A 20,270-nucleotide genomic window follows, 5' to 3' on the forward strand; every position below is an offset into this window, starting at 1 on the left:
GTGATCCAGGTTCGGCCCCGAGCCACCGACCGGGGCGTCCGCGTCATGAGCGCGGTCCACGACGTGCCCGGAGGCAGCGCCGTGACCGTGCGGCCGGGCCGCTCGCCGTCGGGTCAGGACTTGCTGTCGTACACCGCGGTGACCGGGGCGTGCTCGGACCAGCGTTCGGCGTAGGTGGCGGCGCGTTCGACGAAGGCCCCGGTGACGCGGGCGGGGAGGCCGGCGCGGGGCGGCCTGACGGCTGCTCGGGGGAAGCCGGCCGATCCGTGGTGGGTCAGGGCCGGACCCCGTCGATCGCGATGGCCAGATGGCGGGGCCCGCGCAGTACGGCGTTCTGGCGGTAGGGCGGGGGGTCCTCCACGAGCCGTGGCCGCTCCAGTCGGCGGGCGAGTTCGGCGAGGGCGATCTGGGCCTCCAGCCGGGCGAGCGGCGCGCCGAAGCAGCTGTGGATTCCGCTGCCGAGCCCGAGGTGTTGGACGTCCTTGCGGTCCGGGTCGAACCGCTCCGGCTCCTCGAAGCGCTGGGGGTCGCGGTTGCCGGCCGCCAGGGCCAGGCAGAGCGTGGCGCCCTTGGGGATGGCAACGCCGTGGACCTCGATGTCGGCGATGGGGGTGCGGTTCGGCAGCATCTGCACGGGAGGCTCGTACCGCAGGAGTTCCTCGACGATCGGCACGGCCAGGCGAGGGTCGTCGCGGAGCCGATCGAGGACGTCCGGGTGGCGCAGCAGGGTGAGCATGCCGTTGCTGATGAGGTTGACCGTCGTCTCGTGGCCGGCGACGAGCAGCAGGGCGGCGGTGCTGAGCACCTCCATGCTGGTCATGGCGTTCTCGGTGCCGTGGCCGGCGATGAGTTGGGAGAGCATGTCGTCGCCGGGCGACTTGCGGCGGTCCTCGATCAGACCGTTCAGGTACATGCCGAGCTGCATCCGGGCGTCCTGGGCCGCGCGGTCCCGCTCGGTGGTGTCCTGGCCGTGCTGCGGGTCGAGACTGCTGACGACGGTGTCGGCCCAACCGTGGAACTTGGCCTCGTCCTCACGCGGAATGCCGAGGAGACGGCAGATCACGGTGACCGGGAAGGGGTAGGAGAACCGGTCCACCAGGTCGATGCTGTCGCCGTCCAGGCCGTTGATGAGGTCCGTGACGATGGTCCGCAGCTCGCCCTGCATACCGTCGATGCGCCGGGGGGTGTGGGGAGGTCCGAAGGGGCGGTTGGTGATCGCCCGGAGCCGGTCGTGCTCGGGCGGGTCGAGCTTCAGGAAGGTCGGCGGCAGGACCCCGTCGCCCTCCTCCTGGGACAGTCCGGGGTCCGGCACCGTCCGGTTGTGGGGGTCGGAGCTGATCCGCGGGTCGTGGAGGAGGTTCACGATGTCGTGGTACGTGCTGACCACGTAGGTGCCCGTCTCGTCCCGGTGGACCGGATTCCTGCGCAGTTCCGCGTAGAGGGGATACGGGTCGGCGCGGTTGGCGTAGTCGGTGATCTGCTGCATCAGCGAGGCGTGTGTCATGACGGGTCCTTGGATGCGCGGGCGCCGATTCGTCACGGCCGGGCGGGGGTGAACGTGAGCCGCTGGTCGGCAGGCGAGTAGCCGCTGACAGTGACCGTCGGGCCGTGTGTGGGCACGGACGGGTCCGGGAACTCGGCCGGAACGGGGCTGCGCCCCTCGGGGCGCCGGTCCATGGTGGGGAACTCCGGCGGGAACGGCGCGGTCGACTCGATCAGCCGCTGGTAGAACTCGAGCCAGCGGGCGTGGTCGAAGGTGACCGCGCCGATGACCCGCCCCTGGTACCCGTAGACGGCGCTGAACCGGCGGTCGGCGAGCGACCCCTGGGCCACGAGGAGCTCCGTGCCCATGGACGGCACGCCCACGGACTTGATGTTCACTCCGAACTGGGAGGACCAGAAGGCCGGAACCCACAGGTGCGGGATGCGGTCCGGACCGGCGCTGATCATGTTGTGCGCGGCGACCTCGGCCTGGGCGACGGCGTTGCCCCAGTGTTCCAGGGACAGGAACTGATAGCCGAACAGCGCGTGCGGGGACCGGGCCACGTCCCCGGCCACGAACACGTCGTCGGTGACGATGCCGCGGATGTCGAACGCCCGGCAGCCGGCGTCGCAGGCGATACCGCGGGGCCCCGCGCCGAGCCCCGAGCCGGCCAGCCACTCCGTGTTGCGGACGGCGCCGAGCGAGACGACCACCACGTCGGCCTCGATCTCGGCGCCGTCGGACAGGTGGGCGGCCCGCACCCGGCCGGCCGCATCGCCCTCCAGGGCCGTCACCATGACGCCGCAGCGCAGGTCCACCCCGTGGTCGCGATGCATCTGCGCGGCCACCTCGCCGATCACCCCGCCGAGAGCACCCACCAAGGGGGCGGCGCCGCGTTCGGCGACGGTCACGGGGATGCCCCGCTCGCGGCAGGCGGAGGCGATCTCCGAGCCCGTGAAGCCGGCGCCGATCACGAGCACCCGGCGGGGACCCGCCTCCAGCCGACGGTGCAGTCGTGCCGCGTCGTCACGGGTATGCAGGACGAACACGCCGTCGAGCGCGGCCTCGGTCTCGTGCGGCCACCGACGGGCCCGCACGCCGGTCGCGATCAGCAGCCGGTCGAACTCGACCTCGTCGCCGTCGGCGAGCTTCACCCGCCGGCCGGCCATGTCCAGGCCGGTGGCCGCGCAGCCGAGCCGCCAGTCGGCGTTCAGATCCCGGCGGCGGGGCAGCTCGGTCTCCTCGGCGGCCGCCTTGCCGAGCAGCACCTGCTTGGACAGCGGCGGCCGGTCGTACGACTCGTGGGGCTCGTCGCCGATCAGCGTGAGGGAGCCGGTGAAGCCCTTCTCCCGCAGGGTCTCCGCCCCGCGCAGCCCGGCCAGGGACGCGCCGACGATCACGATCCGGCCCTCGCGCCTGAGCCGGTCGAGGTATCCGTCACCGTGCACCGGACTCACCCTCCCGGGCCCCGGCGGGAGCCGCGTCGTCCCGGTCGTCCATGCGGATCGCCTGGACGGGACACGCCGCAGCGGCGCGCTCCACCCTCTCCCTCTGCTCCGGGTCGGCGTACGGGCTGTAGAGAAGAGCCTCGTCGCCGTGCATGGTGAAGACGTCCGGGGCCAGGAACGCGCACTGCGCGTATCCCTGGCAGCGGTTGAGATCGACCGACAGCCGCATCGGGCTCCGCCTCTCGAGGGGTCACGTTCCATGCCAGCCTCGGGGAGGACGGGCTGTCGTGCGCGCCGGAGTTACCAGGAGGGTGACGGGCATGAAGCGGCGCCGCGGTGACGGCCCAGGGGCCGCCGAATCCCACCGCACCACCGGCGCCGAGAAGGCCCGGGGACCATCACCCGAACGGCCCCCGTGCTCCGCTCCACCGGGCATCACGGGCTCATCCGGAGCACCATGAACGCCATGACAGCCTGGTTCCCTGAACCTGAGTACTCCCACGATGCGAGGTCGGTCGCTGATCGGCTGGCCAGCGTCCTGGACGCCATCGCCGGTGCACCGCACGACATCCTCAGCGGCGATCAGTATGCGGCGGACGACCTTCGGCTGGGCGACCTCGACCGCCTGACCTGGCCGGCGCCGGACGGCAGCTGACCTGCCCAGCGGGGCGCGTACGACCGGCCTCCGCTGTCGAAGCAGGTACTGCCGGGGGACACGAGCAGGTGGGCCAGGCGTGCGCCGGTGGGTCCGGGCCGAGTCAGATCTTGTCGTCGTAGTGGACGGTCACCGGGGCGTGGTCGGACCAGCGTTCGGCGTGGGTGGCGGCGCGTTCGACGAAGGCCTCGGTGGCGCGGGCGGCGAGGCCCGGGGTGGCGAGCTGGTAGTCGATGCGCCAGCGGAACGACCCGTTTTCCAGAAGGGTCCACCCGTTCGAGTGGGGTGGTTCGGATGCGTCTGCCGGCCTGGGGGGAGGGTGCTGTCCGTGGGCGGTATGACGACTGTGGTGCCGGTTCGGGCGGTGGTTGGTTCGCGTGTTTCCGACACGCACGGGCAGGACGGGAAGGTGTCGCACCTGGTGCAGGCGGAGTCGGCTGTGCGGCATGCGTTGTCGAAGGAGTGGGAGATCGTCGGGTCGTTCGAGGACCTGGACGTCTCTGCTGAGGTCACGCCGTGGAAGCGGCCGGATCTGGGGCCGTGGCTGACCGATCGGCAGGGTGAGTGGGACGCGTTGGTGTGGGCGAAGGTGGACCGGGCGTTCCGGTCGGCGAAGGACTGCGCGGATGTGGCGCACTGGGCGGAGGAGAACCACAAGGTCCTGGTCTTCACCGACGACGGGATCACGCTGGATTACCGCAAGGGCCGTGAGTCGTCGTTCGGGAATGAGCTGGCGAAGGTGTTCCTGATGCTGGCGTCGATCTTCGCGGAGATGGAGCTCAAGCGGATCAAGGCCCGGGTGGCCGGTACATGGGCAAGCTGCTTTTGGAGGGGCAGAGTCAGTGGATGATTGCCACGGCCCTGGAGGGGGCCGGCTTCGACACGCCCGCGACCCATGTGCGGAAGAACCATGGGAGACGTATTCGAGCAAGCGCAAGACGGCGCCGTCGAACCACTGGAATGCCTCCAGCGTCGGCAAGATCCTGCGCTCGCCGGCGACGATGGGGTTCAAGCTGGTCGGCCGCTTGGTCAAGGCCCGAAAGTTGGCCCGTGACGCGAAGGGCCTGCCGATTCGGATGGCCAAGCCGCTGTTCTCGGAGGAGGAGTGGGCGGCGATCCAGGCGGCGATGGACGAGCGGTCGGTGACCAGAGAGCGCTCGAACGGGGCTGCGCCGTGGCTGGGGGTGGTGCACTGCGACCGGTGCGGGGACCGGCTGTACCGGCAGGAGAGGCCGCCGAGCTCGCCGCGGCCCGTGAGACGGGCTTGATGTGGGCGAAGGCGCTGCGGGCGTTCCACGTGGGGAAGGCTCGTATGAGCCAGGAGGGGCCGTGGAGTTGGATGCGGCGGTCGCCGGTGGCCTCGGCCCAGCTGAGCTGGCCGGCGTGCCACTTGACGAAGGCTTCGGCTTCCGCGGTGATGTAGAGGTCCTCGTCGAGGCCCGGGTACGTCTTGCAGATCTCGGTGTCCGCGTGCTCGATCAGCAGCCAGAACCGCTCGTGGGGCCGGCGGCCGGTGAAGTCGAAGCGGATGACGACGCGCCGGTCCGGGAGCCGCTCCCGGCGGAGCATGTTGCACATCGACCACAGCGCCACGAAGGGATCGAGGTGCTCGGGGGCGATGTCGAGCCAGCGGGCACCCCACTCGCCGAGCGACACACAGACCGCGAACAGGTCGTGACCCGCAGGCGTGAGCCCGTAGTGGCGCCCCCGTCCACCGGGCTTGGCCGCCGACTCGACGATGCCCAGCCGTTCGAGTTGCCTGAGCCGCTGCGAGAGCAGCGTGCGGGAGAGCCCCGGGGCGCCTTCCAGGATCTCGCTGAAGCTACCGCATCCGAGGTGCAGGTTGCGGATGATCAGCGGCGTCCAGCGCTCGGCGAAGACCTCGGCGCCGCGGGCGATGGGGCAGTACTGCCTGTAGGTCCGCACGAGGCCAGTGTCCCACCGCCCGCCTCCGGCCGCGAGGTCCAGATTCCTGACTTCACGGCCGCGACACCGAGTGGTGCGATGGACGTACGGGACACGAGTAGGTGACGACACCGACCACCGGGCACATCGCCCATACCTGAGAGAGGAGGCCATCACCATGGAGATCGACGGGTTCCGGGGCCGGCTGATCACCGTTGACCACGCCGACTACGACACCGCCCGTGCCGTGTGGAACGGCGCCGTCGACCGGCGCCCCCGGCTGATCGCCCGATGCAGCGGGACCGCCGACGCGGCCGCAGCCGTGCGCTACGCCCGCGACCACGACCTGGAGATCGCCGTTCGGGGCGGGGGCCACAACGTGGCCGGCACCGCGGTGTGCGACGACGGGATCGTCATCGACCTCTCGGCGATGCGGGCCGTATCGGTCGACCCCGCCGACCGCACCGCCCGGGTGCAGGGCGGTGCCCTGTGGGGCGACGTCGACCGCGAGACGCAAGTGCACGGTCTGGCCACCACCGGCGGCATCGTCGGCCACACCGGTGTCGCCGGGCTCACCCTCGGCGGCGGCATCGGCTTCCTCATGCGCACCTACGGGCTCGCCGTCGACAACCTGCTGGCCGCCGAGGTGGTCACCGCCGAGGGCACCGTCCTGCGGGCGTCCGCCGACGACCACCCCGAGTTGTTCTGGGCGCTGCGAGGCGGCGGCGGCAACTTCGGCGTCGTCACCACGTTCCGGTTCGCGCTGCACCCCATCGGCCCGACCGTGACTGCCGGACCCGTTTTCTGGGCCGCCGACTACACCACCGACGTGCTGCGCTTCTACCGCGACTTCGCCGTCGAAGCACCCGACGGGCTCGGCACCGTCGTCAGGCTCGGCACCGTCCCCCCGCTGCCGGTCATCCCCGAGCACTTGCACTGGCGGCCGGCCATCGCGATCATCTGCTGCCACGCCGGCGCCGTCGAGGAGGGCGAGCGGGCCGTACGGGCCCTGCGCCGGTTCGGGACGCCGCTCGCGGACCTGATCGCACCCACTCCGTACGCGGCTTTCCAGTGCGGACTCGACGACACCGTCCCCCATGGGTGGCATTACTACTGGAAGGCCACGGACCTCGCCGGCCTCTCCGACGGCGCCATCGCCGTCATCGCCGATCACGCCTACCGCGCAGGCTCGCCCCGGTCGTACGCGGCGATGTTCCACCTGGGAGGCGCCGTCGCCCGGGTCCCCAGCGACGCCACCGCCTACGCCGGCCGCGACGTGGCCCACAACATCGTTATCGACGGCGTGTGGCTGCCCGACGAGTCCGGCGAGCACGCCGCCGACGAGACCACGTGGGCGCGGCGGTTCCTCCACGCCCTCCAACCGCACCGCGCCGGCAGCGTCTACGTCAACTTCCTCGACTCCGACGACGAAACCGGCCGTATTCGAGAAGCCTACGGCGAGCACACCTACCGGCGACTGGCCGAGATCAAGGCCAAGTACGATCCCGACAACGCCTTTCACCACAACAGGAACGTCCGCCCCGCCTGACCGGAGCCGACGGCGACCACGTGCTTCAGGCCCGTGGTGCCGAGCGTCTCGGCTGGACCGATCAGCCGCTGGGAGGCCGCTTCGGTACGCGCCCGGAGGCCCTGAGCTCCTGCCAGGGCCTGGATCTCAGTTGCCTGCTGCTCTCTGACTTCCCGGTGACCCCGTCGACCTCTGCCCGGGTGTGGAGGCCGGCACCGGCAAGGGGCCAGCCGAGTTCGTCCTGTCCGAGCCGCGGGGGAGGAGCTGGCAGCCAAGGCCAGACCCTCCCGGCGCACCGTTGCCACCGAACCCGCCACCACAGCCCTGACCAGTGCCGGACCGGCCCACCTGGAGACCGTGTTCTTGGATAGCCGGTGCCTCCGGTCAGATTCGGCCGGGCGGGTCGCCGTGGCAGGACTGTCCGTCACGGGCCAGGGCCCACTGCAGATGCCACCATTGGCGGGCCAGTGCGATGACGGCCTTGGTGTGGCACTCGCCCTCGACGTGCCTGCGACTTTGACAAATCGAGTCGTTTCCCGGGCCGGCGTCCGGCCTCTCCAGCCCGAACGGCGCGACCTCCGGGGCCCTCGCCGGGTCGCTTCAAGTTCCGTCGGCATTAACGGAGTTGTCAGCGATCGAATACGGCGGTGACGGGCGCGTGGTCGGACCAGCGCTCGTCGTGGGTGGCGGCGCGTTCGACGTAGGCCTCGATGCAGGTGGCGGCGAGGCCCGGGGTGGCGAGCTGGTAGTCGATGCGCCAGCCGGCGTCGTTGTCGAAGGCGCGGCCGCGGTAGGACCACCAGGAGTAGGGGCCCTCCTGGTCGGGGTTGAGCTGTCGGACCACGTCGACGTAGCCGGCCTCGTCGAGGACGCGGCCGAACCAGGCGCGCTCCTCGGGGAGGAAGCCGGCCTTCTTCTGGTTGGCCTTCCAGTTCTTGAGGTCGGCCTCGCGGTGGGCGATGTTCCAGTCGCCGCAGACCACGACCTCGCGGCCCTCCTCGGCGGACCGGGTGTGCAGCTCGGTGAGGTGGACGAGGAACTCCGCCATGAAGCGTTCCTTCTCGTCCTGGCGCTCGGTGCCGACCTCGCCGGAGGGGAGGTACAGGCTGGCCACCGTCAGGCCGGGAAGGTCGATTTCGGCATATCTGCCCGAATTGTCGAATTCGGCGGACCCGAAGCCGATCTGCGTGCGCTCCGGCTCGCGCCGGGAGAGCACGGCCACGCCGGCCCGCCCCTTCGCGGCGGCGGGCGCCCAGACCGCGTGCCAGCCGTCCATCTCGGCCAGCACCTCGGCGAACTGCTCGACCTCCGCGCGCACCTCCTGGAGGCACACCACCTCGGACTTGGTGGCGGCGAGCCACTCGAGGAAGCCCTTCTTGGCGGCCGCCCGGATGCCGTTCACGTTCACGCTGGTAACCCTGGTCACCCAGCGAGGGTACCCGGCGTGCGCAGCGGTCCCGGTCATTGGTCTTGACGTCATTGGTCTTGACCATCTCCGTCGCCACCCCCTAGGGTCACTTACTGCAAAGACCTTTAATAAAGAAGGACGGATAAAGCCCGCCCTCCCCACCTGCCGAAACAGGGGAGCCGGGCGGACGCCTTTCAGGGTGGAGGACACGGTGGGGCAAGGACAGCTCACGGCAGTACCGGAGCCGAAGTACTGGCACCTGCGTACGGTGCTGGTGCGCACCATCGACTCCGAGTTCTCCACCGGTCAGGTCCTGCCGAACGAGCGCGAGCTCTCCGCGCGCTTCGGCGTGGCCCGGGCCACCCTGCGGCAGGCGCTCGACCAGCTGGAGCTGGAGGGCCGCCTGGTCCGCCGCCGCGGCATCGGCACGCTGATCGCCGCCCCGCGGGTCGGCGTCCCGGTCAACGGCCGGGAGGTGAGCTGGCCGGGCTCGGCGCGCAGCCAGTCCTGGCGGATCGTCGACTGCGTGACTTCCCCCGCCTCCGCGCAGCTCGCCCGCGCGCTCGGCGTGGCCGAGGGCGCGCAGGTCCACACCCTGCGCCGGCTGCGCCTGGTCCAGGGCGTCACGATGGCCACCGAGTCGCTGCACGTGCCGGCCGCCGCGCTGCCGCACCTCGCCGAGTTCGCCGCCGAGAGCGACCGGGCCCGCGCGATGCTGCGCCAGCTGGAGCGGCTCGGCATCGACGGCGAGTCCCGCTCGGTCGAGCTGGGCGTCGCCGAGGCCGACTCGGCCGCGCTGCTGGAGCGCCCCCCGGGCACCCCGGTGCTGGTGGTCACCACCCAGTACGCCGCGAGTGGCAGGCTCGCCGCGCTGGCCGTCTCCACCTACCGCGCCGACACCTGCAAGCTCACCTTCGGTGAGACCGGCCTGGTCGAGGTCACCCCGGTCCAGTCCGACGTCCCGGTCCGCTCCGCCTCCTGAGCGCGGTCGAAGGACGACAGACAGAGCGCAGGGCCCGTACGCACCCGGTGCGTACGGGCCCTGCGGCGTTCCCGGTCCGGGGCCAGTGGTCAGTCGAGGACGACGGCGACCCCGCGTTCGCGGAGGATCTCCAGCACCTCGTCCAGGTAGGTGCGGCCCGGGCCGAGGAAGTCGGTCGCGAAGGCGCGCAGCGCCACCTCGGAGTCGTGCCAGACCAGGCTGAAGGGCGGCACCACCTCGGGCCCGCCGCCGAGGCGGTCGCGCAGCCAGAAGAGGTTCCGGCCGATCTCGCGGCCTGGCCCGAGGACGGCTTCGGCGATGGCCAGCAGCAGCCCGGGTCGGTCGGTGGCGAAGCGGCCGTCCAGGTGGTACTCGCCCCCGCTGCGTCCGATGTCGTTCCCGTAGGGGCCGACCGTGCTGATCCACAGCCACTCGGAGCGGGCCGGGGTGGGGAGCGCCGCCCATAGGTTGGGCTCGGTCGGCGGACCGTCGTACCAGCGTTCGTGGACTGCCCTGGTCTCGGGGACCGGGCGGTCGGAGGTGCCGTCGGCGAGGGTGAGGTCCAGCAGGGTGCCGCCGAGGACCGAGGGGCGGGCCGAGGTGATGTCGAGGACCACCTCGTGGTGGGTGAGGATGCGCCCGTCCCGGTCGAGGGCGACCAGCTTGGCCCACGCGTTCTGCCACGGACGGGGGTTGCGCATGGTGTGGAGCAGCCGCTCGGTGGGCTCGCACCCGATCAGGTCGATCGGGTCGGGGCGGGAGCGGCGCAGGCCGGTCAGGCCGCCGACGGTCAGGCAGGTGCCGAGCGGTTCGGTCCGTGTGGGGTCGGCGGACCAGATCTCGACGACCGGGGAGCTCGGCGGGTGGGGCTTCCTGCCGTACCGGGTGTCGAAGCGGAGGCCCGCGCCCACCACCAGGTCGATCCGGTCCGGGTGGCCGGGGGTCGGGCGGTGGGTCACCACGGACACGTCGACCAGGTCGAGGTCCTCCGGCGGCTCGCGGTCAGCGGGATCCACGGCGACCGCGACCAGGTCGCCGAGCAGGCGGTCCGCGGCGGCGGGTCGGGTGGCCAGGGCGGCGAGCTCGCTGTCGAGCGGGCAGCCCCGCAGGGTGAGCGTCGTCCGGTCCGGCGACACCGGCGGCAGGTACAGGCCCTCCGCGTCGGCGCACTTGGCCAGCAGGTCGACGCTCTCGTAGTCGTCCTCGTCCTCGACCTCGGTGACCAGCAGGTACCGGAGCGGCAGGCCCCGGTCCCAGCCCAGGTGTTCGGTGACCCGCACGCAACCTCCGGCACTCGGAACGATCTTCGCGGGCCGGAGTCTAGGCCCGGCCTCCCGGCCGGGGCACCCGAATTACCGCGCGGGCGGGGGGTCGACGGCGAAGAGCTGTTCCTCGACGTGGTCGAGGGCGATGCGCAGGGCGCCCATGGCGACGACCTCGGAGCCGAGGGCGGCGAGGGCGACCTCGGGGGCGCGCAGGGTGTAGAGGGAGAGCTGTTCGCGCAGCGGTTCGAGGACGCCGTCGAGGCCGGCGGCCCAGCCGCCGACGACGACCAGTTCGGGGTCGAGGGCGAGGACCAGCGCGGTCACGTCGTGCACCAGGCGGCGCAGGAAGCGGTCGGTGGCGACCTGGGCGACCTCGTCGCCCTCGCGGGCGAGCCGCAGCACCCGGGCGACGGCGGCCTCGTCCAGCGGGTCGAGGGGCTTGCCGGTGGTGGAGAGCAGCCGCTCCGGGGTGGCCTCCTGGCCGAGCAGGTGCAGTGCGCCGATCTCGCCGGCCGCGCCGCCGAAGCCACGGTGCAGCCGGCCGCCGATCAGCGAACCGGCGCCGGGGCTGAGCCCGGCCATGACGAAGACGATGTCGTCCTTGCCGACCGCCGCGCCCTTCCACTGTTCGGCGATGGCGGCGAGGTTGGCGTCGTTCTCGATCACCACGGGGCAGCGGAAGGAGCGGCGCAGCCGGGCGCCGAGGTCCAGGCCGGTCCAGCCGGGGATCGCGGTGCCGAGCTTGACGGTGCCGTCCCGGTCGACGATGCCGGGGGTGCCGACGGCGACCGACCAGAGGTTGTCGCGCGAGACGCCGGCCTTGCGCAGCACCTCGGCGACGGTGGTGCGGACCAGGCCGAGCCGCTCCTCGGCGTCGAGGGTCTCGTCGACCTGCTTGGCGTGGCTGCCGAGCAGGTCGCCGGTCAGGTCGGCGAGGATGACCCGGATGTCGTGGACCCCTATTTCGATGCCGAGCACGTGCCCGGCCTCGGCCCGGAAACGGAACCAGCGGGCCGGCCGTCCGCGCTGACGGCCCGACTCCTGCACCTGGTCCACCTCGGCGACCAGACCGGACTGCACCAGGCCCTCGATCACACCCTCGACCGTGGGGCGGGACAGCCCGGTGTCGCCGACCAGCTGGGTGAGGGTGAGCGACTGCCCGTCGCGCAGCGCCCGCAGGGTGACCGCCGCGTTGATCCGCCGCAGCAGCGAGGAGTCCCCTCCGGTGAGCCGATCCGCCAAGTCGCTGCCCTTCCGCGTTCGCGCGACTGCCCTGGCGCGCGGTGCCGAGTACGCGGGCCACCGGTACGGCGGATCGCCGCCGCCGGCCGCCCGGGAATGGTGAGCCGCCCGACGGCACGGCGCAGTGGCGCGCCGCAGCCGGGGGGACACCTGGCGGATGCTACTCGCGCGTCTGCGTGGCCGCGAGCATTTCCGCAGCTCATAACGGCTTCGGTATCGAAACGGTACGTGATCCGTGACCGTGAGCTGCGAGGCGCGACGTCGTGGCCGCCGGGCGGTGTCCGCTACCTCTATGCTGCGGGCATGCCGAACGCGACGAGGGTCCGTCAGCCGTCCGACACCGCCGCGGATGCGGCGTTCGTCCGGGCCCACACCCAGGTCCAGCCGGTGCCGTTCGTGCCGGAGGTCCGCCTGCACATGGCCGAGGACGCCATCGCGCTGTGGGAGACCACCGAGACCGCGCGGGGCGAGATCGGCCTGCCGCCGCCGTTCTGGGCGTTCGCCTGGGCGGGCGGGGTCGGGGTCGCCCGGTACGTGCTGGACCATCCCGAACTGGTCGCCGGCCGTACGGTCCTGGACCTGGCGGCGGGCTCCGGCCTGGTGGGCGTCGCGGCGGCGCTGCGCGGGGCGCGCTCGGTGCGGGCCGCCGAGATCGACGCGTACGCGGTGACCGCGATCGGCATCAACGCGGAGTTGAACGGCGTCCGGATCTCGGCCGCCGTGGAGGACCTGCTGGACGGTGACGGCGGGCCGGCCGAGGTGGTGCTCGCCGGGGACGTCTTCTACGAGCGGGCGATGGCCGCCCGCTTCCTGCCCTTCCTGGAGCGGGCCCGCGCCCGCGGCGCCGAGGTCGTCGTCGGCGATCCGGGCCGCCGCTACCTTCCGCGCGAGCGCTTCACCGCCCTCGCCGCCTACGACGTCCCGGTGGTCGCCGACCTGGAGGACACCGCCCGCAAGACGACCACCGTCTGGCGCCTCGCCGGCTGACCACGAGGAGGTCCCGCCCGATGGCGCCGTACGACGTCAAGCGCGAGCAGAAGGAGCTCTACGCGCCCAGGAACACCGCCTGGGCCGTGGTCGACGTACCCGAGCAGCAGTTCCTCGCGGTCGACGGCACCGGCAACCCGAACACCGCACCCGCGTACACCGCGGCGGTCGAGGCGCTCTACGCGGTCGCGTACACCGTGAAGTTCGCGGCGAAGCGCACCGAGGGCGGCGACTTCGTGGTCCCCCCGCTGGAGGGCCTGTGGTGGGCGGAGCGGTACGAGGCGTTCACCACCGGCGCCAAGGACAGCTGGAACTGGACCATGCTCATCTCCATGCCGCCCTGGATCACCGGGCCGATGATCGAGGACGCCCGGCAGGCCGCGCAGGCCAAGAAGAAGAACCCCGCGATCGCCCTGGTCCGGCACCTCACCCTGCACGAGGGCCCCAGCGCCCAGGTGCTGCACACCGGCTCGTACGACGACGAGGCGCCGGTGCTGCACGAACTCCACCACCGCTACCTCGCCGCCAACGGCCTGCGGCCGGGCGGCCGGCACCACGAGATCTACCTCGGCGACCCCCGCCGCACCGCGCCCGAGAAGCTGCGGACCGTGCTGCGCCAGCCCGTCGAGCCCGTCGAGTAGGCGGGCCGTGGGCCGGGTGTCTCGCGGAGCGGAATTGCGGGCGGGCCCGGCCGGCCGGCTGCTTGGCTGCCGGTCATGAGCGAACCGCGGATCAGGACCGCCACCCTCGACGACGTGCACCCCGTCCTCGCCTTCTGGAAGGAGGCGGCCGAGGGCACGTCCATCACCGACGACGTGGACGGCGTGACCCGGCTGATCGAGCGCGACCCGCAGGCGCTGATCCTCGCCGAGCTCGACGGCCGGCTGGTGGGCTCGGTGATCGCCGGGTACGACGGCTGGCGCTGCTCGCTCTACCGGCTGGCCGTCCTGCCCGCGCACCGGCGGCAGGGCCTCGCGGGCGCGCTGCTGCGGGCGGCGGAGGACCGCTTCGCGGCGGTGGGCGGGCGCCGCGCCGACGCGATGGTGCTGGAGTCGAACGAGCGCGCGCAGCACGCCTGGACCTCGGCCGGCTACGTCCGCGAGACCCGCTGGCGGCGCTGGGTGAAGTCCTTCCGCTGACCGCCGGGCCCGACCGGGCCCGGGGAGGCGCTCAGCGGCCGGGGGCGCGGGTCGGCGGGGCGGGGAGCACGGTGAAGCGCAGCCCGGCCGCGGTGAGCCGGTCGATCAGCGCCGGACCCATCGCGGTGGCGGTGGTCACCTGCCCGACGGTGGGCGGGAGTTCGTCGAAGGCGAGGCAGAGCGCGGACTCGGCGAGCATCTTCGCCGTCTCGCCGTAGCCCGGGTCGCCGCCGGACACCTCGGTCCACACCCGCTGCCCGTCGCTCTCGCCGACGAACCGGACGGTGAACCAGGAACGGGCCCGCCGCCGCTCGTCCGGGCCCTGGCCCGGCCGGTGCAGCGCGCTCACCGCCCGCCGCAGGGCCGGGAGTTGGGCGGCCAGGGCGAGCAGGACCACACCGAGGGCGCCGGCCGCCGCGACCGGCAGGTGCTTGACGGCGGCGAAGTGCCCGTAGCGGAAGTCCGGGCCGTACGCGGGCAGCGCGGCCGCGGAACGGGCCACGACCTGCGGATCGATCGCGGGCATCGGCACGATCCACGCCCGGGCGTCGCGGGAGCGGCGCGGCAGCCCGTACTCGATCCGCACCCGGCGCTCCAGCGGCTGCGGTTCGACCGCGCGCCGGCGCCGCGCGGCCTCCAGCATGCCGCGCGGCCGGGACATCGCGGCCAGGGCCGAGGCGAGCGTCCCGCCGGACGGCGAGCCGCCGGCGCGCACGAAGCCCTGGAGCGAGATCGGCGAACCCTTCGGCAGGTGCCCGACGGTGAACAGCGCGCCCAGGTCGTGCGGCACCGAGTCGAAGCCGCACGCGTGCACCAGCCGGGCGCCGGACTCCACCGCCCGCGCGTGGTGCTTCACGTACATCAGGTCGACGAACTCCGGCTCGCCGGTGAGGTCCACGTAGTCGGTGCCGGCCTCCGCGCACGCGGCGACCAGCGGCTCGCCGTACCGGATGTACGGGCCGACCGTGGAGATCACCACCCGGGCCTGCCCGGCGACCTCGCGCAGCGACGCCGGATCGGACGCGTCCGCCGTCAGCAGCGGCAGAGCGGCGCACGCCGGGTCGATCGCCGTCAGCCGCTCGCGCACCGCCGCCAGCTTGGCCGGGTTGCGGCCCGCCAGCGCCCAGCGACAGCCGGCCGGCGCGTGCCGCGCCAGGTACTCGGCGGTCAGCCCGCCGGTGAAGCCGGTCGCGCCGAACAGGACGAGGTCGTACGGGCGCTGCGCGGGCATGCCGATCCCTACTGGCCGGTAATGGGTGGAGGCCCACGCTAGAGAGCCGGTGGCGGGGTGTCAACGGCCCTGCCGGACGGGCGGCGGTGACGGCGGCTCGGCTCGGCCCGGCCCGGCTCAGGCGACGGTCAGGGTGCCCAGCATCGTCGGGTGGATGCTGCACGTGTACGGGTAGGTGCCCGGCTGGGTCGGCGCGGTGATCTCCGCGGACTTGCCGGTGGCCAGGATCCCGGTGTCGAAGCCGCCGCCCCCGGAGACGGTCGCGGTGAGGGTGTGGGAGGCCGAGTCCTGGTTGGTCACGACGATCTTGGTGCCTGGGGCGACGCTCAGCGGGGTGGGGCTGAAGGCGAAGTCCTTGATGGTGATCGCGACCGTGCCGGCGCTCCCCGACGGGGACGGTGACCCGGACGGGGAGGGCGACCCCGACGCGGTCGGTGTGGCCGAGCCGGCCGCGGACGTCGCCGGGGTGGCCGACGGGGACGGAGCGTTCGACTCGCTGCTGGAGCAGGCGGCGAGCACGGCGGCCGCGAAGGCGCCGCCGGCGCCGAACAGGACACCGCGCCGGGTCGGCCCGGCAGCGGTCGAGGCGGCGGACGTCGAAGCGGCAGCGGGAGGAGCGCCGGCGGTCGAGGGGGCCGCGGGAGGACGGGAGTTCATCCCGCCAGGATCCGCCGCGCCGGGCCGGCACGGCCGGTGCACACGCGGGCCCCGCCGCAGACTCACCCGACCGGGGTAGCACCCGGGGTGTGCCGGGCGGCGAACGCCGCCGCGTCCCATACGCCGCCGAGCGCGGGCGCGAGCGAGGCCCGGGCCACCGCGTGGAACGGCGCCCCGCCCTCGGCCGCCGAACCGGCCGGCAGCGCCCCGAGCAGCGGCACCCCCGCCACCGACGGCAGGTCGGCCAGGTTGCAGCGGGCCGCCAGATCGGCGTCCTCGGGCCAGCTGCCGATCACCACGCCGCGGGTGCGCAGGCCGCGGGCGCGCAGCGCCTCCAGGGTCAGCGCGGTCGTGTTCAGGGTGCCGAGGCCCGCGGTGACCACCACCAGGAACTCGACGTCCACGCCGAGCGCGACGGTCGCCGCCGCCATCTCGGCCATGCCCCGGCCCTGTTCGTCGTAGCGGACCAGCAGGCCGCCGGCGCCCTCCACCAGGACGGTCGCGTGCTCGGCGGCGAGGTCGGCGACCGTCTTCGCGACCGCGTCCGGCCCGAGCGTCGGCAGGCCGGAACGGCGGGCGGCCGTGTCGGGGGCCAGCGGCTCGGGGTAGCGGGCGAGTTCGGCGGTCGCCACGTGCGGGCCGGCCAGCCGGACCACCTCGGCGGCATCGCCCGGCTCGCCGACCGCGACGCCGGTCTGCCCCGGCTTCAGCACGGCCACCGACGGCCCGGCCAGCGCGGCGACCGCCGCGGTCACCACGGTCTTCCCGACCTCGGTCCCGGTCCCGGTGATGAAGAGGACGGACACAGGGGGTTCCTTTCGAACGGCGGGTTTATTCGGGGGCTCGGGGAACGGCGACGCCGACCACGGGGTTGGCCGAACACGCGCTGTTGCCCGACCACGGGGCCGGCCTCGCCGTTCCCCGAGCCCCTGACGACTCAACCGCTGGCAGCAGCCGAACGCACCGCAGCCGTGATCCGGGCCAGGTCGGTGTCGTCCGTGACGTACGGCGGCATGGTGTAGATCAGGTCGCGGAACGGCCGCAGCCACACGCCCTCGGCCGCTGCCGCGGCGGTCGCGGCCCGCATGTCGACCGGGTGGTCGAGCTGGACGACGCCGATCGCGCCGAGCACCCGGACGTCGCGGACGCCGGGTACGGACGCCGCGTCGGCGAGCCCGGCGCGCAGGCCGGTCTCGATCCGCTTGACCTCCACCTGCCAGTCCTGGCCGAGCAGCAGGTCGATGGAGGCGCCTGCGACCGCGGCGGCCAGCGGGTTGCCCATGAACGTCGGGCCGTGCGCGAGCACGGGGACCTCGCCGCGGCTGATGCCGTCGGCGATCCGCGAGGTGCACAGGGTGGCGGCCATGGTGAGGTAGCCGCCGGTCAGCGCCTTGCCGAGGCACATCACGTCGGGGGAGACCCGGGCGTGGTCGGCGGCGAAGAGTTCGCCGGTGCGGCCGAAGCCGGTGGCGATCTCGTCGAAGACCAGCAGGACGTCGTGCCGGTCGCAGAGTTCGCGCAGCAGCCGCAGGTACGCGGGGGAGTGGAAGCGCATCCCGCCCGCGCCCTGGACGACCGGTTCGACGATCACGGCGGCGAGCTCGTCGGCGTGACGTTCGATCAGCTCGGTGAGGTGCGCGACGTACGCGTCGTCGAGCGGGGCGTCGTACCCGCCGGGCGGCTCCTCGGCGAAGACCTGGTGCGGGAGGACACCGCCCCACAGGGCATGCATGCCGCCCTCGGGGTCGCAGACGGACATCGGGTGGAAGGTGTCGCCGTGGTAGCCGCCGCGCCAGGTGAGCAGGCGGCGCTTGGCGGGCCGGCCGACGGACACCCAGTACTGGAGGCACATCTTCATCGCGACCTCGACCGCGACCGAGCCGGAGTCGCCGAGGAAGACGTGCTGCAGGGGTTCGGGGGTGATCTCGACCAGCCGGGCGGCGAGCCGGACGGCGGGCTCGTGGGTGAGCCCGCCGAACATCACGTGGCTCATCCGGCCGAGCTGCGAGCGGACCGCCTCGTCCAGGACCGGGTGGCCGTAGCCGTGGATGGCGGCCCACCAGGAGGACATGCCGTCGACGAGTTCGTCCCGGCCGGCGACCGGCTGCGCGAGGCGCAGCCGGACTCCGGAGGCGGACTCGACGACGTACGGGTCGACCGTGCCCGGCATCGGCGCGTACGGGTGCCAGACGTGGGCCCGGTCGAGGTCGAGGAGGTGGCGCGGGTCCATCAGGCGTTCGGGGCCAGCTCGGTGCCGGCGCCGCGGCGGCGGACCTTCACCAGGTCGGTGCGGGCCTCGTCGCCGTCCTCCTCGTCGACGGCGGCCGCTGCCGCGGCGAGCTCCTCGTGGCCGCCGCAGCCGCCGCAGGCGTCGCCGCAGCCGTGGGCCTCGGCGGGGGCGGAGGAGGAGCCGCAGACCGAGCCGCAGCCGCCGCCCGCGCCGGCCTCCACCCGGTGGCGGGGCAGGGTGGTCTGCTCGGCGCCCTCGACCTCGAAGCCGGCGTCCTTGATCATGTCGAGGTCGGCCTGGCCGGCCTGGCCCTCGCTGGTGAGGTAGTCGCCGAGGAAGATCGAGTTGGCGATGTGCAGGCCGAGCGGCTGCATCGAGCGCAGGTGGACCTCGCGGCCGCCGGCGATCCGGACCTCGATGTCGGGGCAGACGAAGCGGACCATGGCCAGGATGCGCAGGCAGCGCTGCGGGGTGAGGTTCCACTCCTTGGCGAGCGGGGTGCCCTCGAACGGGATGAGGAAGTTGACCGGCACCGAGTCGGGGTCGAGCTCGCGCAGCGCGAACACCACGTCGATCAGGTCCTCGTCGCTCTCGCCCATGCCGGCGATCAGGCCGGAGCAGGCGGACAGGCCCGCGCCGTGCGCCTTGGTGACGGTGTCGACCCGGTCGGCGTAGGTGTGCGTGGTGGTGATCTCGCCGTACGTGGCCTCGGAGGTGTTGAGGTTGTGGTTGTACGCGTCGGCGCCGGCCGCCTTCAGGCGCTCGGCCTGGTTGTCGGAGAGCAGGCCGAGGCAGGCGCACACCTCGACGCTCTCGTCGGCGTCCTTGATCGCGGCGATGGTGTCGGCGACCCGGTCGATGTCACGGTCCGTCGGGCCGCGGCCGGAGGCGACCAGGCAGACCCGCTTGGCGCCGCCGGCGACGCCGGCCCGGGCCGCGTCGGCGGCCTGGTCGGGCTTCAGCCAGGTGTACTTGAGGATCTCCGCCTTGGAGCCGAGCCGCTGGGAGCAGTAGTTGCAGTCCTCCGGGCAGAGGCCGCTCTTCAGGTTGACCAGGTAGTTGAGCTTGACCCGGCGGCCGAACCATTGCCGGCGGACCCGCCCGGCGGCCGCGACGACGTCCATCAGCTCGTCGTCGGTGGTGGCGAGAACGGCCAGGGCTTCCTCGCGGGTGGGGAGTTCCCGGCGCAGGCCCTTGGCGGTGAGGGTGTCGAGCAGATCCATGCGCCTGATCCTGCCTGGCTGGGCTCGCGTTCCGCCAGAGGGAACCCGCCAGAAGATCGCCGCCGGGGTGTGCGAGTTGTCACAGTGTCGGAGCACTCGGTAGTGGCACAGGTCACGTACGCCCTACCCGCAGGTACGTGCGCCCCTGCCGGTCGGATTGGTCGTATCGGATGTCTACAATCTGCGCCATGACGACACCTCGCCGCTCCCGGCGCAACCGCATAGTGCTCTGGTGCGCGCTGGCCGGCGTGGCCGCGGGCGGGGTGTGGGTGGTGTCGCGACCGCACCCGGGCGACCTGCTGCCCGGCCTCGGGCCCACCAGCAGCAAGGCGCCGGCCGCCGTGCCGCCGCCGGGCGCACAGGCGGCCCAGCCGCCGACGGAGGCTCAGGCGTTCACCGCCGAACGCTACTTCCCGGCACAGCGGACCATCGACCAGGACGGCTACCGGGCCCGGCGGACGGCCGCCCGGCAGGGCGCCGACTGCGTGGAGACCCAGGCCGACCGGGCGCACGACGCGCTGAAGGACCTCGGCTGCCAGGCGTACGTGGCGGTCGCGTTCAGCCGCGCCGACCAGCCGGTGGTCACCAGCGTGACGGTGCTGCGCTTCAACGACGCGGGCGCGGCGGCGAAGGCCGCGCAGGCGCTCGGCGACAAGGCGGCGGCGTTCGCCTTCACCCTGCCCGACGGAACCCCGCCCCCGGCGGTGAACGGCACCGCGAAGCCGATGACCGCCGCCAGGGTGGCCGCGGCGGGCCACTACCTGACCGTCACCGTCTCCCGGTACGCCGACCAGCGGGCCGGCAACGCCCCGGACCAGGCGCTGCAGGAGTCCACCCGGGCGGCGGCGTACGTCGCCCGGGCCCCCTTCAGCTGGATGTAGCCGGGC

Annotated in this window: 20 protein-coding genes and 2 pseudogenes; 9 read left to right on the forward strand and 13 right to left on the reverse strand. The window is 73.1% G+C overall.

Going from position 1 to position 20,270, the window contains the following annotated elements; genetic code table 11:
• Nucleotides 1–274: 274 nt before the first annotated feature.
• From ACGFX4_RS19405 to ACGFX4_RS19415, 3 genes are read right to left on the reverse strand one after another with little or no spacing between them, the layout of a single operon-like run.
• The gene (locus ACGFX4_RS19405) at nt 275–1,504 is read right to left on the reverse strand and encodes a cytochrome P450 (protein WP_393075629.1); all 1,230 of its coding nucleotides are present in this window, start codon (nt 1,502–1,504) and stop codon (nt 275–277) included.
• A 32-nt stretch (nt 1,505–1,536) separates the two neighbouring features.
• Entirely contained in the window at nt 1,537–2,931 is a 1,395-nt protein-coding gene (locus tag ACGFX4_RS19410; RefSeq protein WP_393075631.1) for an NAD(P)/FAD-dependent oxidoreductase, read from the reverse strand.
• Nucleotides 2,921–3,160 carry a ferredoxin gene (locus ACGFX4_RS19415; RefSeq protein ID WP_393075634.1) on the reverse strand — a complete coding sequence of 80 codons (240 nt, stop codon included), beginning with the start codon at nt 3,158–3,160 and terminating at the stop codon, nt 2,921–2,923. Before ACGFX4_RS19415 ends, ACGFX4_RS19410 begins: the two co-directional genes overlap by 11 nt.
• Before the next feature lie 237 nt (nt 3,161–3,397).
• On the opposite strand from ACGFX4_RS19415, the gene ACGFX4_RS19420 reads away from it, so the two are divergent.
• Nucleotides 3,398–3,586 (forward strand): hypothetical protein, encoded by a 189-nt coding sequence (locus ACGFX4_RS19420; RefSeq protein ID WP_393075637.1) that lies wholly within the window; start codon nt 3,398–3,400, stop codon nt 3,584–3,586.
• A gap of 103 nt (nt 3,587–3,689) precedes the next feature.
• Here ACGFX4_RS19420 and ACGFX4_RS19425 read toward each other — a convergent pair.
• A pseudogene (locus ACGFX4_RS19425) lies at nt 3,690–3,827 on the reverse strand (exodeoxyribonuclease III); the annotation flags it as partial.
• A gap of 96 nt (nt 3,828–3,923) precedes the next feature.
• Between ACGFX4_RS19425 and ACGFX4_RS19430 the strand changes: the two are divergent.
• The gene (locus tag ACGFX4_RS19430; protein ID WP_393075639.1) at nt 3,924–4,436 is read left to right on the forward strand and encodes a recombinase family protein; all 513 of its coding nucleotides are present in this window, start codon (nt 3,924–3,926) and stop codon (nt 4,434–4,436) included.
• Complete coding sequence (locus tag ACGFX4_RS19435; protein ID WP_393075641.1) at nt 4,429–4,854, forward strand: recombinase family protein; 426 nt, start codon at nt 4,429–4,431, stop codon at nt 4,852–4,854. Before ACGFX4_RS19430 ends, ACGFX4_RS19435 begins: the two co-directional genes overlap by 8 nt.
• A 364-nt stretch (nt 4,855–5,218) precedes the next feature.
• Here the strand turns inward: ACGFX4_RS19435 and ACGFX4_RS19440 are convergent.
• Nucleotides 5,219–5,671, reverse strand: a pseudogene (locus ACGFX4_RS19440) (winged helix-turn-helix transcriptional regulator); the annotation flags it as partial.
• Here ACGFX4_RS19440 and ACGFX4_RS19445 point away from each other — a divergent pair.
• Nucleotides 5,670–7,040: an FAD-binding oxidoreductase gene (locus ACGFX4_RS19445; RefSeq protein ID WP_393075644.1), complete on the forward strand. Its 1,371-nt coding sequence runs from the start codon at nt 5,670–5,672 to the stop codon at nt 7,038–7,040. The pseudogene ACGFX4_RS19440 and the gene ACGFX4_RS19445 sit on opposite strands and share 2 nt — an antisense overlap.
• A 607-nt stretch (nt 7,041–7,647) precedes the next feature.
• Here ACGFX4_RS19445 and ACGFX4_RS19450 read toward each other — a convergent pair.
• Nucleotides 7,648–8,445, reverse strand: a complete 798-nt coding sequence (locus ACGFX4_RS19450) for an exodeoxyribonuclease III (protein WP_393075647.1) — start codon at nt 8,443–8,445, stop codon at nt 7,648–7,650.
• A gap of 193 nt (nt 8,446–8,638) precedes the next feature.
• On the opposite strand from ACGFX4_RS19450, the gene ACGFX4_RS19455 reads away from it, so the two are divergent.
• The gene (locus tag ACGFX4_RS19455) at nt 8,639–9,409 is read left to right on the forward strand and encodes a GntR family transcriptional regulator (protein ID WP_393075649.1); all 771 of its coding nucleotides are present in this window, start codon (nt 8,639–8,641) and stop codon (nt 9,407–9,409) included.
• An 89-nt stretch (nt 9,410–9,498) separates the two neighbouring features.
• On the opposite strand, the gene ACGFX4_RS19460 is transcribed toward ACGFX4_RS19455, so the two are convergent.
• A complete protein-coding gene (locus ACGFX4_RS19460) occupies nt 9,499–10,689 on the reverse strand; it encodes a hypothetical protein (RefSeq protein ID WP_393075651.1) in 1,191 nt (396 codons plus the stop codon).
• A gap of 72 nt (nt 10,690–10,761) precedes the next feature.
• On the reverse strand, nt 10,762–11,916 hold the full coding sequence (locus tag ACGFX4_RS19465; RefSeq protein WP_393075653.1) for an ROK family protein: 1,155 nt from the start codon (nt 11,914–11,916) through the stop codon (nt 10,762–10,764).
• 303 nt (nt 11,917–12,219) lie between these two features.
• Between ACGFX4_RS19465 and ACGFX4_RS19470 the strand changes: the two genes are divergently transcribed.
• The 3 genes from ACGFX4_RS19470 (at nt 12,220) to ACGFX4_RS19480 (ending at nt 14,042) form a co-directional block, all read left to right on the forward strand.
• A complete protein-coding gene (locus tag ACGFX4_RS19470; RefSeq protein WP_393075656.1) occupies nt 12,220–12,903 on the forward strand; it encodes a class I SAM-dependent methyltransferase in 684 nt (227 codons plus the stop codon).
• Nucleotides 12,904–12,923: 20 nt separating this feature from the next.
• On the forward strand, nt 12,924–13,544 hold the full coding sequence (locus ACGFX4_RS19475) for a GyrI-like domain-containing protein (protein WP_393075658.1): 621 nt from the start codon (nt 12,924–12,926) through the stop codon (nt 13,542–13,544).
• 75 nt (nt 13,545–13,619) lie between these two features.
• Nucleotides 13,620–14,042: a GNAT family N-acetyltransferase gene (locus ACGFX4_RS19480; RefSeq protein ID WP_393075660.1), complete on the forward strand. Its 423-nt coding sequence runs from the start codon at nt 13,620–13,622 to the stop codon at nt 14,040–14,042.
• A 31-nt stretch (nt 14,043–14,073) separates the two neighbouring features.
• Here the strand turns inward: ACGFX4_RS19480 and ACGFX4_RS19485 are convergent, their stop codons facing one another.
• From ACGFX4_RS19485 to bioB, 5 genes are all read right to left on the reverse strand, one after another.
• Complete coding sequence (locus ACGFX4_RS19485) at nt 14,074–15,273, reverse strand: saccharopine dehydrogenase family protein (RefSeq protein WP_393075663.1); 1,200 nt, start codon at nt 15,271–15,273, stop codon at nt 14,074–14,076.
• Nucleotides 15,274–15,390: 117 nt separating this feature from the next.
• Nucleotides 15,391–15,930 carry a cupredoxin domain-containing protein gene (locus ACGFX4_RS19490; protein WP_393075665.1) on the reverse strand — a complete coding sequence of 180 codons (540 nt, stop codon included), beginning with the start codon at nt 15,928–15,930 and terminating at the stop codon, nt 15,391–15,393.
• Between the two features lie 62 nt (nt 15,931–15,992).
• Nucleotides 15,993–16,736, reverse strand: a complete 744-nt coding sequence (bioD, locus tag ACGFX4_RS19495; protein WP_393075668.1) for a dethiobiotin synthase — start codon at nt 16,734–16,736, stop codon at nt 15,993–15,995.
• 131 nt (nt 16,737–16,867) lie between these two features.
• Entirely contained in the window at nt 16,868–18,160 is a 1,293-nt protein-coding gene (locus tag ACGFX4_RS19500; protein ID WP_393075670.1) for an adenosylmethionine--8-amino-7-oxononanoate transaminase, read from the reverse strand.
• The gene (bioB, locus tag ACGFX4_RS19505) at nt 18,160–19,383 is read right to left on the reverse strand and encodes a biotin synthase BioB (protein ID WP_393075672.1); all 1,224 of its coding nucleotides are present in this window, start codon (nt 19,381–19,383) and stop codon (nt 18,160–18,162) included. The genes ACGFX4_RS19500 and bioB overlap by 1 nt, the downstream gene beginning before the upstream one ends.
• Nucleotides 19,384–19,571: 188 nt before the next feature.
• Here bioB and ACGFX4_RS19510 point away from each other — a divergent pair, with 188 nt between their 5' ends.
• Nucleotides 19,572–20,264 (forward strand): hypothetical protein, encoded by a 693-nt coding sequence (locus tag ACGFX4_RS19510; RefSeq protein WP_393075674.1) that lies wholly within the window; start codon nt 19,572–19,574, stop codon nt 20,262–20,264.
• Nucleotides 20,265–20,270 lie beyond the last annotated feature (6 nt).

Origin of the sequence: Kitasatospora sp. NPDC048365 (assembly GCF_043200835.1) — a bacterium.
GTDB lineage: Bacteria > Actinomycetota > Actinomycetes > Streptomycetales > Streptomycetaceae > Kitasatospora > Kitasatospora terrestris.